The sequence below is a fragment of the Streptomyces flavotricini genome, from assembly GCF_020639365.1.
Lineage (GTDB): Bacteria > Actinomycetota > Actinomycetes > Streptomycetales > Streptomycetaceae > Streptomyces > Streptomyces flavotricini.
The window spans coordinates 2,421,534-2,435,928 of the sequence record NZ_JAINUL010000001.1; the positions used below are offsets into that span (position 1 = coordinate 2,421,534).

The following is a 14,395-nucleotide window of genomic DNA, read 5'->3' on the forward strand; positions in this document are numbered from 1 at the left end:
GAGTTGCATACCGTTGCAACCCTCTGAGTCCTCTGAGTCCTCTGCGTTCTCTGCGTTCTCTGCGTTTCTGCGTTCTCTGCGTTTCGTTCCGCACGGGGAGGTTCCGGTGGCCTACACCGCAGGCAGCACGGTCGATGTGGCACGCATCTCGGCCATGGACGCGCGGGAGGCCGCGCGTCTGCTCAAGGGCGTACGGGCGGCCGCGCTGGCCGGGGACCGGCCGCCCGCGGAGCCCCGCCCGGAGATCGCCGAGTCCTGGCGCCGGATGCTGGCCGGCGGGGTGCACCCGGACCGGGACGCGCGCTCGCGCATGCTGTCCGCGGCCGAGACCGAGGAGCGGCGGCAGGTCTCGCCGCTGCGGGAGATCCTTCCGGTGCTCCGCGAGGGGCTGCTGCCGGCGCTGGACGCGGCGTTGCACATCATGGTCGTCGCCGACGCCGAGGGGCGGCTGCTGTGGCGGGAGGGGGCCTCCTCGATCCTGCGCAAGGCGGACCGGCTCGGGTTCGCGGTGGGCGCCGACTGGGCCGAGGCGGTGGTCGGCACGAACGGGGTGGGTACGGCGCTGGTGGCACGGCAGCCGGTGCAGGTGTTCTCGGCGGAGCACTTCGTCTCCAGCCACCACGACTGGACCTGCGCGGGGGCTCCGGTGCGGGATCCGCGGGACGGGCGGCTGCTGGGCGTGGTGGACGTCAGCGGGCCGCTGGCCACCATGCACCCGGCCACGCTGACCTGGGTGAGCTCGGTGGCGCGGCTCGCGGAGCGGGAGCTGCGGATCCGGCACCTGGAGTCGCTGGAGCGGCTGCGGGCGGTCGCGTCGCCGCTGCTGGCCCGGCTGCCGGGGCAGGCCCTGGCGGTGGACCCGCACGGCTGGACGGCGGCGGTGACGGGGCTGGCCCCGGCGGAGCGGATCCCGCTGCCGAAGGGGTTCGGCCCGGGCCGGGTGTGGGTGGGGCAGCTCGGGGACTGCGTGGTGGAGCCGCTGCCGGGCGGCTGGCTGCTGCGCGTCGCGGGGGCGCCGGGCGCGTCCGCGGCGGCGAGCCGGGTCGTGCTGGACCTGAGCCGGCCGCGCGCGTGGTCGGCGACGGTGTACGGGGCCGCGGGGAGCTGGTCCCAGGAGCTGAGCCCGCGCCACGCGGAGCTGTTGTTCCTGCTGGCGGAGAGCCCGCGGGGGCGGTCGGCGGCGGAGCTGGCGGCGGAGCTGTTCGGGGACCCGACGCGCACGGTGACGGTGCGGGCGGAGCTGTCGCGGGTACGGCGGCACTTGGGCGGGGTGCTCACCCACCGCCCGTACCGCTTCGCGGACGACGTGGAGGTGGAGCTGATCCGCCCGCAGGACCCGGCGGCGCTGCTGCCGCACTCGACGGCGCCGGCGGTGATCAGGGCCCGGCTGGGCCGGGCCGGGACCGGCGTGATTCCCTGACCTCCATGAGCACCATCACACTCACCACGTGGTCCCTGGAAATGGCCTCGCCGCAGGATCTGGTCCGGGCGGCCGTCCCAGGGCCTGAGATCAGTGTCCGGCGGGCGGAGGTCCCCTCGCCGGAGTTCAGCCGCTTCCTCTACGCCTCGGTGGGGGGTGACATCCACTGGACGGACCGGCTGTCGCTGACCCGGGCGCAGTGGGTGGAGCAGCTGGGCCGACCCGGCGTGGAGACGTGGGTGGCGTACGAGCACGGAACGCCGGCGGGGTACGTGGAGCTCGACCCGCAGGAGGACGGCGTGGTGGAGATCATGTACTTCGGGCTGCTCCCGGACTTCCGGGGCCGCCGCATCGGCGGCCACCTGCTGACGCTGGGCGTCGACGCGGCATGGTCGCTGGCGGACCGCTGGCCGGGGCGCGAGGCGACGACGCGGGTCTGGCTCCACACGTGCAGCCAGGACGGCCCGACGGCGATGGACAACTACCTGCGCCGCGGCTTCAAGCTCTTCAAGACGGAGACGGAGCAGAAGGAGAGCACCCCCACCCCCGGCCCCTGGCCGGGCGCGTAACGCCCCGCCGCAACCATCCGCCCCGCCCGGCGTGGCTGCGGGACGACGGAGGCGGGGCGTGCGCATCCTGGACGCCCGTCGAAGCAGGCGAGGCTCATGAGCGTCCCACCCGCACCGGAACCATCCGATCAGCCCGACCCGACGCCGCCGCAAGGCCCGGACGCCGGACACCAGGCCGGCCCCGCCCGGGGACCCGGCCGGTGGCTGGCCGGTTCGCTCCGCTGGCAGAGCCTGATCGCGGCGGTGGCCACGGCCCTGATCGGCGGCGCCGTCACCGTCATCGTGGCCATGATCTCCCGGGGTCCTCAGCCCGCTCCCGAGCCCGTGCCGAGTCCCTCCGCCACCGTTCGCCCCGGGCCGGTGATCGATACATGGCGAACCCGGGAAGCCTCCGACCCCGCTCACCCTCCGTCCGGTATCGCCGTCACGTTCGTGGGGACGGTCCGGGGGCTCGATCCGCAGTCGAGGGTGTTCGCGATGGTGCGCAGGGCGGATGAGGAGTCGGACTGGCCGGTCGCGTTCGCCGACGTCGACCGGCGTGCCGGAACGTGGCGGGCGGTGGTGCACGTGCCCCGGCCGCGGCTGCCGCTCGAATACCGGACCGGGGTGCTCGCCGATGTCCCGCCGGTGGCCGCCGTCCCGTCCGCGGGCGGCACGGCGGCCCCCGAGGCGGCCGGCGCCCTGGAAAGGCTGCGGCGTGAGGGTCCGGCGGCGACCGGGATCATCACGCTGACGCCGCTGCGCCCGGTGGCCCCCGGGACGCCCGCGCCCACGCGCCCGGCTTCCGGTGCCAACCCGTGGGGCGCCGGGCAGCGCGGGCGGGGCGCGGCGACCGGAACCCGCACCCCCACCGCGTGACCGGCGTCACACCGTCTCGGAATGCGGGACTGCACCGTCCGAATAATGGACAGTAGTGGACTCCTCCAATCGGCACATGACACGCTTCCGCCATGAATGGAGCTGGAATTGCCTTGGTGAGTCGGCGGCACGTCGACCTCGGCCGCATGTCCAGCGCCATCTGTTCGGCGCGCTGACGGAACCAGCCACCGCCGCGCAGCCCCGGCACAGCGCCCCGCACACCGTCGTAGCGGGGGCGCCGCCGCCCGCAGTCCCCTGAAGGCAGAACACCGCCCTGACCACCGGCACAACCGGGAAATCGGGCGGCGATCGGCCGCACCTGCTCAGCGGCAGGGCTGATCACAGGGGCACTCGCCGCCCCTCCCCCCGCCCTTGCAACGAGCCGCCGAAGAAGGACGTACCGCCATGGCCGCCACCCCCGAAACGCCCGCAGCCGCAGCTCCCGCAGCCGCCGCGCGCCGCAAGACCGGCCGTCACCGCGGCGAGGGTCAGTGGGCCGTCGGACACCACACCCCCCTCAACGGCAACGAGCAGTTCAAGAAGGACGACGACGGTCTCAACGTGCGGACACGCATTGAGACGATCTACTCCAAGACGGGCTTCGACTCGATCGACCCCAACGACCTGCGCGGCCGCATGCGCTGGTGGGGTCTCTACACCCAGCGCAAGCCCGGGATCGACGGCGGCAAGACCGCGATCCTGGCGCCGGAGGAGCTGGACGACAAGTACTTCATGCTGCGCGTCCGCATCGACGGCGGCCGGCTGACCACCGAGCAGCTCCGCGTGATCGGCGAGATCTCGCAGGAGTTCGCGCGCGGCACCGCCGACCTCACCGACCGGCAGAACGTGCAGTACCACTGGATCCGGATCGAGGACGTCCCCGAGATCTGGCGCCGGCTGGAGGCCGTCGGCCTCTCCACCACCGAGGCCTGCGGTGACACGCCCCGCGTCATCCTCGGCTCGCCCGTCGCCGGCATCGCCCAGGACGAGATCATCGACGGCACCCCCGCCATCGAGGAGATCCACCGCCGCATCGTCGGCAACCCGGACTTCTCCAACCTGCCCCGCAAGTTCAAGTCCGCGGTCTCCGGCTCGCCGCTGCTCGACGTGGCGCACGAGATCAACGACATCGCCTTCGTCGGGGTCGAGCACCCCGAGCACGGCCCCGGCTTCGACGTCTGGGTCGGCGGCGGCCTCTCCACCAACCCCAAGCTGGGCGTGCGCCTGGGCACCTGGGTCTCGCTCGACGAGGTCCCGGACGTCTACGAGGGCGTCATCTCGATCTTCCGCGACTACGGCTACCGCCGTCTGCGCACCCGCGCCCGGCTGAAGTTCCTCGTCGCCGACTGGGGCCCGGCCAAGTTCCGCCAGGTCCTGGAGGACGAGTACCTGAAGCGCAAGCTGACGGACGGCCCCGCGCCCGCGCAGCCCAGCGGCCAGTGGCGCGACCACGTCGGCGTGCACCAGCAGCAGGACGGCCGCTTCTACGTCGGCTTCGCACCCCGCGTCGGCCGCGTGGACGGCGCCACCCTGACCAAGATCGCGGACGTCGCCGAGCGGCACGGCTCCGGCCGCCTGCGCACGACCGCCGAGCAGAAGATGATCGTCCTCGACATCGAGGCGGACAAGGTCGACTCCGTCGTCGCCGCGCTGGAGGCGCTGGACCTGCGGGTCAAGCCGTCCCCGTTCCGCCGCGGCACGATGGCCTGCACCGGCATCGAGTTCTGCAAGCTGGCCATCGTCGAGACGAAGGCGCGCGGCGCCTCGCTGATCGACGAGCTGGAGCGCCGCCTGCCGGAGTTCGCGGAGCCGCTGACCATCAACATCAACGGCTGCCCGAACGCCTGCGCCCGTATCCAGGTGGCGGACATCGGTCTCAAGGGCCAGCTGGTCCTCGACGACGACGGCAACCAGGTCGAGGGCTACCAGGTCCACCTGGGCGGCGCACTCGGCCTGGAAGCCGGCTTCGGCCGCAAGGTCCGCGGTCTCAAGGTCACCTCCGCCGGTCTGCCCGACTACGTCGAGCGGGTCGTCACGCGCTTCGAGGAGCAGCGCGAGGAAGGCGAGCGCTTCGCCGCCTGGGTGACCCGTGCGAAGGACGAGGACCTCTCGTGAGCGAGCGCGCGGCCCCGTTCTACTGCCCGTACTGCGGCGACGAGGACCTGTTTCCGAACGAGACGGGTCACGGCGCCTGGGAGTGCAGGTCCTGCAACCGGGCCTTCCAGCTGAAGTACCTCGGGCTGCTGTCCCGGGGCGTCCGGTCCGACACCGCTGGAGGGGACGAGATATGACCACCGCTCAAGACGTGGGTCTCAAGGCCGTCGCCGAGCAGGCCGGGCGCGACCTCGAGGACGCGTCCCCGCTGGACATCCTGCGCTGGGCGGCCGACACCTTCGGCAGGAAGTTCTGCGTCACCTCCTCCATGGAGGACGCGGTGGTCGCCCACCTGGCCTCCCGCGCCTTCCCCGGCGTGGACGTGGTCTTCCTCGACACCGGCTACCACTTCGAGGAGACCATCGGCACCCGCGACGCGGTCGAGGCCGTGATGGACGTCAACGTCATCACGCTCACCCCGACCCGCACGGTCGCCGAACAGGACGCGGAGCACGGCCCGAAGCTGCACGACCGCAACCCCGACCTGTGCTGCGCGCTGCGCAAGGTCAAGCCGCTGGAACAGGGCCTGACCGCGTACGACGCGTGGGCGACGGGCCTGCGCCGCGACGAGTCCCCGACCCGGGCGAACACCCCGGTGGTCGGCTGGGACGAGAAGCGGCAGAAGGTCAAGATCTCCCCCATCGCCCGCTGGACCCAGGACGACGTGGACTCCTACGTCGCCGAGCACGGGGTCCTGACCAACCCGCTGCTGATGGACGGCTACGCCTCCGTCGGCTGCGCCCCCTGCACCCGCCGCGTGGCGGAGGGCGAGGACGCGCGGGCCGGCCGCTGGGCCGGACGGGCCAAGACCGAGTGCGGACTGCACGGCTGATGACCGACCCCATTTCTTTTACGAACGCGACGGAGAGCAAGCAGATGAGCGTGAGCGACCAGGGCGCCACCGTGTGGCTGACCGGGCTGCCGAGCGCGGGAAAGACCACCATCGCGTACGCGCTGGCCGAGCGGCTGCGCGCCGGGGGCCACCGCGTGGAGGTCCTCGACGGAGACGAGATCCGGGAGTTCCTCTCCGCCGGGCTGGGCTTCTCCCGGGAGGACCGCCACACCAACGTGCAACGGATCGGCTTCGTCGCCGAACTCCTCGCGAGCAACGGCGTCAAGGCGCTCGTCCCGGTGATCGCCCCGTTCGCGGACAGCCGCGAGGCCGTCCGCAAGCGGCACGCCGCAGAGGGCACCGCGTACCTGGAGGTCCACGTGGCCACCCCGGTCGAGGTGTGCTCCGAGCGTGACGTCAAGGGCCTGTACGCCAAGCAGGCGGCGGGCGAGATCTCCGGTCTGACCGGCGTCGACGACCCGTACGAGGCTCCGGAATCCCCGGACCTGCGCATCGAGTCGCACACGCAGACCGTGCAGGAGTCGGCTTCGGCCCTGCACGCGCTGCTCACCGAGAGGGGTCTGGCATGACGGCCACCGTCGCACACGTCCACGACGAGACCGACGCGCCGTACGCGCTGTCGCACCTCGACGCCCTCGAATCCGAGGCCGTGCACATCTTCCGTGAGGTGGCGGGCGAGTTCGAGAAGCCGGTGATCCTGTTCTCCGGCGGCAAGGACTCACGCCCCGGACCTCGCGCTGCTCACCGACGGCCTGCGGGCCGAGCGCGAGCAGGGCATCACCATCGACGTCGCCTACCGCTACTTCGCCACCGCCCGGCGCCGGTTCATCCTCGCCGACACCCCCGGCCACGTGCAGTACACCCGCAACATGGTCACCGGCGCCTCCACCGCCGACCTGGCCGTGGTCCTGGTCGACGCGCGCAACGGCGTGATCGAACAGACCCGCCGGCACGCCGCCGTCGCGGCCCTGCTGCGCGTGCCGCACGTGGTGCTGGCCGTCAACAAGATGGACCTGGTGGGCTACGAGGAGCAGGTCTTCGCGAAGATCGCCGAGGAGTTCACCGCGTACGCCTCCGACCTGGGCGTCCCGGAGATCACCGCGATCCCGATCTCGGCGCTCGCCGGGGACAACGTGGTCGAGCCGTCCGCCCACATGGACTGGTACGGCGGCCCCACCGTGCTGGAGCACCTGGAAACCGTTCCGGTCAGCCACGACCTCACCGCCTGCCCGGCGCGCTTCCCGGTGCAGTACGTGATCCGTCCGCAGACCGCCGAGCACCCCGACTACCGCGGCTACGCGGGCCAGATCGCCTCCGGCGTACTGCGCGTCGGCGAGGCCGTCACCGTCCTGCCGTCGGGCCGTACGTCGGTCATCGCAGGGATCGACGCGCTCGGCCAGAGCGTGGACATCGCCTGGGCCCCGCAGTCGGTGACGGTCCGTCTCGCGGACGACATCGACATTTCGCGCGGCGACCTCATCGCGCCGTCCGTGAACCCGCCCACCACCACGCAGGACGTCATCGCGACCGTCTGCCACGTCGCGGACCAGCCCCTCTCCGTCGGCGCGCGGGTGCTCCTCAAGCACACCACGCGCACGGTGAAGGCCATCGTCAAGGAGATCCCCTCGCGGCTGACCCTGGACGACCTGTCCCAGCACCCGAACCCCGGACAGCTGGTGGCCAACGACATCGGCCGCGTCGTCGTACGGACCGCAGAGCCGCTCGCGCTCGACGCCTACGCCGACTCCCGCCGTACCGGGTCCTTCCTGCTCATCGACCCGGCCGACGGCACCACGCTGGCGGCGGGCATGGCGGGCGAGTCCTTCGCCTCGCAGGCCCGGACGACCGTCCAGGCGGACGACGAGGGTTGGGACTTCTAGCCCATGGCTGGGGACATCTACTCCACGTTCGCCAAGGAGGGCGGCCGCGTGGGCAGCGGCCTCCTGGGCAGCGGCCAGGGAGGAGTGGCGCGATGTGCGCGATGACGTACGCGCACTGCCTGCGCGCCCCCACTCCCCACCAGCTATACCTGTCCTTGCTGCACAGACGAAGACGTGCGTCATGAGTTGACGCTACGAGAGGAAGCCCTCCCGTGCCTGCCACCGGTAACACCCGTACTGCGCCTTCCCGTTCCGCCGTCCGCCGCGGCGTCGCCGCCGCTGCCGCGCTGCCGCTGCTGATCGGCGTGCTCGCCTCCTGCGGCTACGGCTCCCAGGCCGACAAGCCCGAGGACAAGAAGGCGAACGCCGCCGCCGACGGAGCCAAGAAGCTCTCCGCGTCCGAGGTCCGCATCGGGTACTTCCCGAACCTGACCCACGCCACCGCGCTCGTCGGCGTCCAGGAGGGTCTGATCGCCAAGGAGCTCGGCGCCACCGCGATCAAACCGCAGACCTTCAACGCCGGCCCGTCCGAGATCGAAGCCCTCAACGGAGGCTCTCTCGACATCGGGTTCATCGGACCCTCGCCGTCGATCAACGGCTACGTGAAGTCCAAGAGCAGCAACCTGCGGATCATCTCCGGGTCCGCCTCCGGCGGCGTGAAGCTCGTCGTGAACTCGACGCCCTCGAATCCGAGGCCGTGCACATCTTCCGTGAGGTGGCGGGCGAGTTCGAGAAGCCGGTGATCCTGTTCTCCGGCGGCAAGGACTCCATCGTGATGCTGCACCTGGCGCTCAAGGCGTTCGCGCCGGCGCCGGTGCCGTTCACGCTGCTGCACGTGGACACCGGACACAACTTCCCCGAGGTCCTCGACTACCGCGACCGCGCCGTGGCCAAGCACAACCTGCGCCTGCACGTCGCCTCCGTCCAGGAGTACATCGACGCCGGCAAGCTCCGCGAACGCCCCGACGGGGTCCGCAACCCGCTGCAGACCGTCCCCCTCACCGAGGCGATCCAGCAGCTGAAGTTCGACGCCGTCTTCGGCGGCGGCCGCCGCGACGAGGAGAAGGCCCGCGCCAAGGAACGCGTCTTCTCCCTGCGCGACGAGTTCTCCCAGTGGGACCCGCGCCGCCAGCGCCCCGAACTGTGGCAGCTCTACAACGGCCGCCACGCCCCCGGCGAGCACGTCCGCGTCTTCCCGCTCTCCAACTGGACCGAACTCGACGTCTGGCAGTACATCGCCCGCGAGGAGATCGAACTGCCGGAGATCTACTTCGCCCACGAGCGCGAGGTGTTCCAGCGGAGCGGCATGTGGCTCACCGCCGGCGAGTGGGGCGGACCCAAGGACGGCGAGAGCACCCAGCGGCGGCTCGTCCGCTACCGCACCGTGGGCGACATGTCCTGCACGGGCGCCGTCGACTCCGACGCCACCACGCTGGACTCCGTGATCACCGAGATCGCCGCCTCCCGGCTCACCGAGCGGGGCGCGACCCGCGCCGACGACAAGCTGTCCGAGGCCGCGATGGAAGACCGCAAGCGCGAAGGATACTTCTAGACATGATCCCCACCACGAACGCCGCCCTCGGCGGCACCGTCGCCGCCACCTCGCTGCTGCGCTTCGCGACCGCGGGCTCCGTGGACGACGGCAAGTCCACCCTGGTCGGACGGCTGCTCTACGACTCCAAGTCGATCCTCGCCGACCAGCTGGAGGCCGTCGAGCGGGTCTCCGCGAGCCGCGGCCAGGACGCCCCGGACCTCGCGCTGCTCACCGACGGCCTGCGGGCCGAGCGCGAGCAGGGCATCACCATCGACGTCGCCTACCGCTACTTCGCCACCGCCACGCCCCGGACCTCGCGCTGCTCACCGACGGCCTGCGGGCCGAGCGCGAGCAGGGCATCACCATCGACGTCGCCTACCGCTACTTCGCCACCGCCAGGCGCCGGTTCATCCTCGCCGACACCCCCGGCCACGTGCAGTACACCCGCAACATGGTCACCGGGGCGTCGACGGCGGAGCTCGCCGTGGTGCTCGTCGACGCCCGCAACGGGGTGGTCGAGCAGACCCGGCGGCACACCGCGGTCGCGGCCCTGCTGCGGGTCCCGCACGTGGTGCTCGCGGTGAACAAGATGGACCTGGTCGGCTACGACGAGTCCGTCTTCGCCGCCATCGCCGCGGAGTTCGCCGACTACGCCCGCGGGCTCGGCGTCCGGGAGGTGACCGCCATCCCGGTCTCCGCGCTGGCCGGGGACAACGTGGTCGAGCCCTCCCCGCACATGGACTGGTACGGCGGCCCCACCATCCTGGAGCACCTGGAGACGGTTCCCGTGGACCACGACCCGCAGGGCGCCCCGGCCCGGCTCCCGGTCCAGTACGTGATCCGTCCGCAGTCCGCCGAGCACCCCGACTACCGCGGCTACGCGGGCCAGATCGCCTCCGGCGTACTGCGCGTCGGGGCCCCGGTGACCGTGCTGCCGTCCCGGCTGACCACCACCATCGCGGCCATCGACACGCTCGGCGGCCCCGCCGAGGCGGCGTGGGCCCCGCAGTCGGTGACGGTGCGGCTGGCGGACGACATCGACGTCTCCCGCGGGGACATGATCGCCCCGGCCGACGGCGCCCCGCCGGTGACCCGCGATCTCGCGGCCACCGTCTGCCACGTCGCGGACCGGCCGCTGCGGGTCGGCGACCGGGTGCTGGTCAAGCACACCACCCGTACGGTCAAGGCGGTCGTGAAGGCGATCCCGTCCCGGCTGGCGCTGGACGACCCGGCGCGCCGTACGGCCGTCGAGGAGCTGCGGGCCAACGACATCGGTCAGGTCGTGGTCCGCACGGCCGAGCCGCTGGCGCTCGACGCGTACGCGCGCTCCCGCCGTACCGGGTCGTTCCTGCTGATCGACCCGGACGACGGGACCACGCTCACGGCGTGCATGGCTACGGAGCCGGCCTGCTGACCCCGCCGACACCAACCGCGCCGACCCCGGCGCCGAGGGCGCCCGCCACCAGGGCGGTCAGCCGCTCCTCCTGCCCCTGCAGGTAGAAGTGCCCTCCGGGGAACACCCTGCTGGTGAACTCCGCCGTGGTCAGTTCTCCCCAGCTCGCCAGCTCCTCGGGCGGGCAGCCCGTGTCCCGGTCCCCGCCGAAGGCGGTGACCGGGACACCCGTGCGTGCGGGCTCCTTGACCGGCACGTAGTCGGTCAGCAGCCGGAAGTCCGCGCGCAGCGAGGGCAGGAGCAGCTCCCGCAGCTCGGGTATCTCGTACACCTCGGGCTCGGCGCCGCCCTGCCGGCGGGTGTACGCGACGAGCGACGCGTCGTCCAGCGCGGGCAGCTCCTCGCGGTCGCGGTGGGGGGCGGCGGTGCCCGAGACGAACAGGTGCACGGGGGCGGCGTGCGGGGCGTGCCGGCCGAGCCGGAGCGTGGTCTCGTACGCGACGAGGGCGCCCATGCTGTGGCCGAAGACGACGGTGGGCAGGACGGGCAGTGCGGCGAGGGCGGCGGCGGCGGCGCCGGCGCTCTCCTCCATCGTCTCGCTGCAGGGCTCGGCCAGCCGGTCCTGTCGGCCGGGGTACTGCACGGCGAGCAGTTCGACCGCGGGCGGCAGGTGGCGGGCCCAGCCCTGGTAGGCGCTCGCGCCACCGCCGGCGTGCGGCAGGCAGACGATGCGGGCGCGGGCGGGCTGCGGGGCCGGTGCCCCGGGGACGGTGAGGCGCTTGAGCCAGCGCGAGGTGCCCGGGCCGGTCGCGGAAGTGGTGTGCGCCGTCACCCGAGTTCCCCGCGCTCCATGCAGAACTCGTTGCCCTCGGGGTCCGCGAGGGTGACCCAGCCGCTGCCGTCGGGGCGGGTCCGGTCGGCGACCAGGCGGGCGCCGAGGGCCTGCACCCGGGCCACCTCGTCCTCGCGGGTGCGGCCGTGCGGCTTGAGGTCGAGGTGGATGCGGTTCTTCGCCGCCTTGCCCTCGGGGACCCGTACGAACAGCAGGGTGGGACCGCCCTGCGGGTCCTCGATGACCGCCTCGGGGTCGCCCGGCTTGTCGTCGTCGGCCAGCGGGCGGCCCAGCAGGCCGCTCCAGAACAGGCCGAGGTCGTACGGGTCTCCGGTGCAGTCGAAGGTGATCGTGCGAATGCTGGGGTACATCGTGGTTCTCCGTGGCAGTTGGGGTGGATCGGACGGCCGGACGGTCACCGGCCGTCCTCAGGATGCCCCGGCGAGGGACTTGGCGCGGGCCCGGGGGCGGGCGACCACCGTGTTCCGGCCGATCAGGTTGGCGATCTCCGCCCGTGAGGAGACCTCCAGCTTGGCGAAGATGCGCCCGAGGTGGGTCTCCACCGTCTTGTGGCTGACCCCGAGGTTGCGGGCGATCTGCCGGTTGGTGCAGCCCTGGCTGACCAGTTGGGAGATCTCGTACTCGCGCTGGCTCAGCATGTACGCCTCCTCTGCGGGGGCCGCCGGTACCGCCGCCTCGGCGGTCGCGGCGGCGACCTCCCGGCCGAGCCGGGCCGCCGAGCAGGCGGTGGCCGTGTACGCGGCGGCGGTCAGGTGACGGTCGGCCTGCTCCGGTTCGCCGAGCCGCGTCCGGGCCCGGGCGAGGGCCACGCGGGCCCAGCCCTCGTCGGCGGCGTGCCCGCAGGCGGCTGCCGCGGAGAGGGCCTCCTCGGCCGGGGCGAGCGCCTCGGCGGGGCTCTCGGCGACGGCGGCGGCCAGCAGCAGCGCCTGGACGCGGAGGCCCGCGAGGCCGGTCCGCGCGGCGAGTTCACGGGCCTGACCGGCGGCGATCCGGGCCGCGTCGCTGCGGCCCACCGCGAGCCGGGCCCCGCACAGGGTCTCGGCGAGCCCGAGCCGTTCGGCGGCGGGCAGCGGTGCGGTCAGCGGGTCGGCCAGTGCGGCTCCGGCGAGGGTCTCCAGACTGCCGAGGGCGTCCCCGGCGGCGAGTTCGGCGGCGGCCAGCACCAGCCGCGAGCGGTACCACCAGGCGCCGTCGGCGGCGGCCAGCGCGCAGGCGGCCCGGGCCACCGCGACGGCCGTCTCGGGGGTGTGGACCTCCAGGGCGACCTGGGCGCGCACGCACAGGGCCAGCGCGCGCGGCTCCTGACCACCCGCCAGTTCGGAGCACCGTACGGCCTCTTCGGCGCGGGCGGCGGCCTGCGGGAAGCGGCCCTGGCGCAGCAGCAGGGCGGCCAGGCCGGCGGCGAGCGCGGTGGCGGCCGGCCACTGTCCGGTGGCGCGGGCGGTGTCGATGCCGCGGGTGAAGTGCCGTACGGCGGGCCCGTACTGCTCCAGTTCGGTCTCCAGCCGGGCCAGGCAGTCCAGGGCGCCGAGGCGCAGGGCGAGGGCGCGGTCGGTGAGGGTGTCGGCGATCCGGGCCGCGGCGCGGGCGTCGTGCAGGGCGGCGGAGGTCTCCCCGGCGGCCAGGTGCGCGGTGCCGCGGGCGGCGAGGGCGTGGGCGTGCAGGGCCTCGTCGGCGCCGTGCGCGGCGGTGGCCCGTACGGCCTCTTCGGCCCAGGCGGCGGCCTGCGCGGGGTGGTCGGCGCCGACCGTGGCCGCGAGGGCGGTCCACATCCCGTTCCACTACGCGCTCGCCGACGCGTTCACGATCTGCGACGCCTACCACTGCTCGTTCATCGGCTCGACCGACCCCAACCGCTACTACCCCTCGCCGTCGATCAACGGCTACGTGAAGTCCAAGAGCAGCAACCTGCGGATCATCTCCGGGTCCGCCTCCGGCGGCGTGAAGCTCGTCGTGAACCCGGACAAGATCAAGACCCTGGACGACCTCAAGGGCAAGAAGATCGCGACCCCGCAGAAGGGGAACACACAGGACGTCGCGTTCCTCAACTGGATCGCGGAGAAGGGCTGGAAGGTCGACCCGGAGTCCGGCAAGGGCGACGTGTCCGTCGTGCGCACGGACAACAAGGTGACCCCGGACGCCTTCAAGCAGGGCTCGATCGACGGCGCATGGGTGCCCGAGCCGACCGCCTCGAAGCTGGTCTCCGACGGCGCCTCCGTCCTCCTCGACGAGACCGACCTGTGGCCCGACAAGAAGTTCGTGATCACGAACGTCATCGTGTCGCAGAAGTTCCTCAAGGAGCACCCGGACGTCGTCGAGGCCGTGCTGGCCGGCACGGTGAAGACGAACGAGTGGATCAACGCCAACCCGGACAAGGCGAAGGCCTCCGCCAACGCGGCGCTCAAGGCGCTCAGCGGCAAGGAGCTGGAGCCCGCGGTCATCGACCCGGCGTGGAAGAGCATCCTCGTCACCGACGACCCGCTCGCGGCCACGCTGAAGACGGAGTCCGACTGGGCGGTGAAGGCCAAGCTCATCGAGCAGCCCGACCTCGCCGGGATCTACGACCTGACGCTCCTGAACAAGGTGCTCAAGGCCGCCGGCAAGCCCGAGGTCTCCGACGCCGGTCTCGGCGCCAAGTAGAAGTCAGCCCGTACGATCCCCAGGAGGTGACGACCATGGCCACCACACTCGCCAAAGCTGTTGAGGACACCACCGCGGTGACTCATGCAGCCCGCATCGAGCACGTCTCGAAATCCTTCTCCGGCCCGGCCGGATCACAGCTCGTCCTGGACGACATCAGCCTCGATGTCGCCCCCGGCGAGTTCGTCACCATCCTGGGGGCCTCGGGCTGCGGCAAGTCCACCCTGCTCAACCTGGTCGC

At 72.6% G+C, this 14,395-nt stretch carries 14 protein-coding genes and 4 pseudogenes; 15 read left to right on the forward strand and 3 right to left on the reverse strand.

Annotated features, from left to right (window positions below; genetic code table 11):
- The first annotated feature begins 154 nt into the window (after positions 1-154).
- From K7B10_RS10920 to K7B10_RS10975, 13 genes and pseudogenes are all read left to right on the forward strand, one after another.
- Positions 155-1,420: a GAF domain-containing protein gene (locus K7B10_RS10920; protein ID WP_229344927.1), complete on the forward strand. Its 1,266-nt coding sequence runs from the start codon at positions 155-157 to the stop codon at positions 1,418-1,420.
- Between the two features lie 5 nt (positions 1,421-1,425).
- Complete coding sequence (locus K7B10_RS10925) at positions 1,426-1,989, forward strand: GNAT family N-acetyltransferase (protein WP_229335920.1); 564 nt, start codon at positions 1,426-1,428, stop codon at positions 1,987-1,989.
- 96 nt (positions 1,990-2,085) lie between these two features.
- A complete protein-coding gene (locus K7B10_RS10930) occupies positions 2,086-2,847 on the forward strand; it encodes a hypothetical protein (RefSeq protein ID WP_229335921.1) in 762 nt (253 codons plus the stop codon).
- A gap of 92 nt (positions 2,848-2,939) precedes the next feature.
- The gene (locus K7B10_RS41580) at positions 2,940-3,023 is read left to right on the forward strand and encodes a putative leader peptide (protein ID WP_351782709.1); all 84 of its coding nucleotides are present in this window, start codon (positions 2,940-2,942) and stop codon (positions 3,021-3,023) included.
- Positions 3,024-3,252: 229 nt separating this feature from the next.
- The gene (locus K7B10_RS10935; protein WP_229335922.1) at positions 3,253-4,962 is read left to right on the forward strand and encodes a nitrite/sulfite reductase; all 1,710 of its coding nucleotides are present in this window, start codon (positions 3,253-3,255) and stop codon (positions 4,960-4,962) included.
- Complete coding sequence (locus tag K7B10_RS10940; protein WP_030858032.1) at positions 4,959-5,138, forward strand: hypothetical protein; 180 nt, start codon at positions 4,959-4,961, stop codon at positions 5,136-5,138. The genes K7B10_RS10935 and K7B10_RS10940 overlap by 4 nt, the downstream gene beginning before the upstream one ends.
- Positions 5,135-5,833: a phosphoadenylyl-sulfate reductase gene (locus tag K7B10_RS10945; protein WP_229335923.1), complete on the forward strand. Its 699-nt coding sequence runs from the start codon at positions 5,135-5,137 to the stop codon at positions 5,831-5,833. Before K7B10_RS10940 ends, K7B10_RS10945 begins: the two co-directional genes overlap by 4 nt.
- Positions 5,834-5,877: 44 nt before the next feature.
- A complete protein-coding gene (gene cysC / locus K7B10_RS10950) occupies positions 5,878-6,423 on the forward strand; it encodes an adenylyl-sulfate kinase (RefSeq protein ID WP_229344930.1) in 546 nt (181 codons plus the stop codon).
- Positions 6,420-6,575 (forward strand): annotated as a pseudogene (locus K7B10_RS10955) (sulfate adenylyltransferase subunit CysD); the annotation flags it as partial. The gene cysC and the pseudogene K7B10_RS10955, both read left to right, overlap by 4 nt.
- Before the next feature lies 1 nt (position 6,576).
- Positions 6,577-7,734: pseudogene (locus K7B10_RS10960) on the forward strand (sulfate adenylyltransferase subunit 1); the annotation flags it as partial.
- A 212-nt stretch (positions 7,735-7,946) separates the two neighbouring features.
- Positions 7,947-8,408: pseudogene (locus K7B10_RS10965) on the forward strand (ABC transporter substrate-binding protein); the annotation flags it as partial.
- Between the two features lie 23 nt (positions 8,409-8,431).
- Complete coding sequence (gene cysD, locus K7B10_RS10970; protein WP_229335924.1) at positions 8,432-9,286, forward strand: sulfate adenylyltransferase subunit CysD; 855 nt, start codon at positions 8,432-8,434, stop codon at positions 9,284-9,286.
- A 2-nt stretch (positions 9,287-9,288) separates the two neighbouring features.
- Positions 9,289-10,682: pseudogene (locus tag K7B10_RS10975) on the forward strand (sulfate adenylyltransferase subunit 1).
- Here K7B10_RS10975 and K7B10_RS10980 read toward each other — a convergent pair.
- Genes K7B10_RS10980 through K7B10_RS10990 form a run of 3 tightly spaced genes read right to left on the reverse strand, consistent with a single transcriptional unit; the run spans position 10,663 to position 13,286 of the window.
- Positions 10,663-11,493: a thioesterase II family protein gene (locus tag K7B10_RS10980; RefSeq protein ID WP_229335925.1), complete on the reverse strand. Its 831-nt coding sequence runs from the start codon at positions 11,491-11,493 to the stop codon at positions 10,663-10,665. The pseudogene K7B10_RS10975 and the gene K7B10_RS10980 overlap by 20 nt on opposite strands.
- Positions 11,490-11,864: a VOC family protein gene (locus K7B10_RS10985; RefSeq protein WP_229335926.1), complete on the reverse strand. Its 375-nt coding sequence runs from the start codon at positions 11,862-11,864 to the stop codon at positions 11,490-11,492. Before K7B10_RS10985 ends, K7B10_RS10980 begins: the two co-directional genes overlap by 4 nt.
- Positions 11,865-11,921: 57 nt before the next feature.
- Positions 11,922-13,286 (reverse strand): helix-turn-helix transcriptional regulator, encoded by a 1,365-nt coding sequence (locus K7B10_RS10990; protein ID WP_229335927.1) that lies wholly within the window; start codon positions 13,284-13,286, stop codon positions 11,922-11,924.
- Between the two features lie 34 nt (positions 13,287-13,320).
- Here K7B10_RS10990 and K7B10_RS10995 point away from each other — a divergent pair, with 34 nt between their 5' ends.
- Together K7B10_RS10995 and K7B10_RS11000 are read left to right on the forward strand one after the other, a co-directional pair.
- Positions 13,321-14,154, forward strand: coding sequence for an ABC transporter substrate-binding protein (locus K7B10_RS10995; RefSeq protein WP_229344932.1), 834 nt, complete (start codon positions 13,321-13,323; stop codon positions 14,152-14,154).
- 35 nt (positions 14,155-14,189) lie between these two features.
- Positions 14,190-14,395, forward strand: a 206-nt coding sequence (locus K7B10_RS11000; protein WP_229335928.1) for an ATP-binding cassette domain-containing protein, incomplete at its 3' end; no start/stop codon positions are given.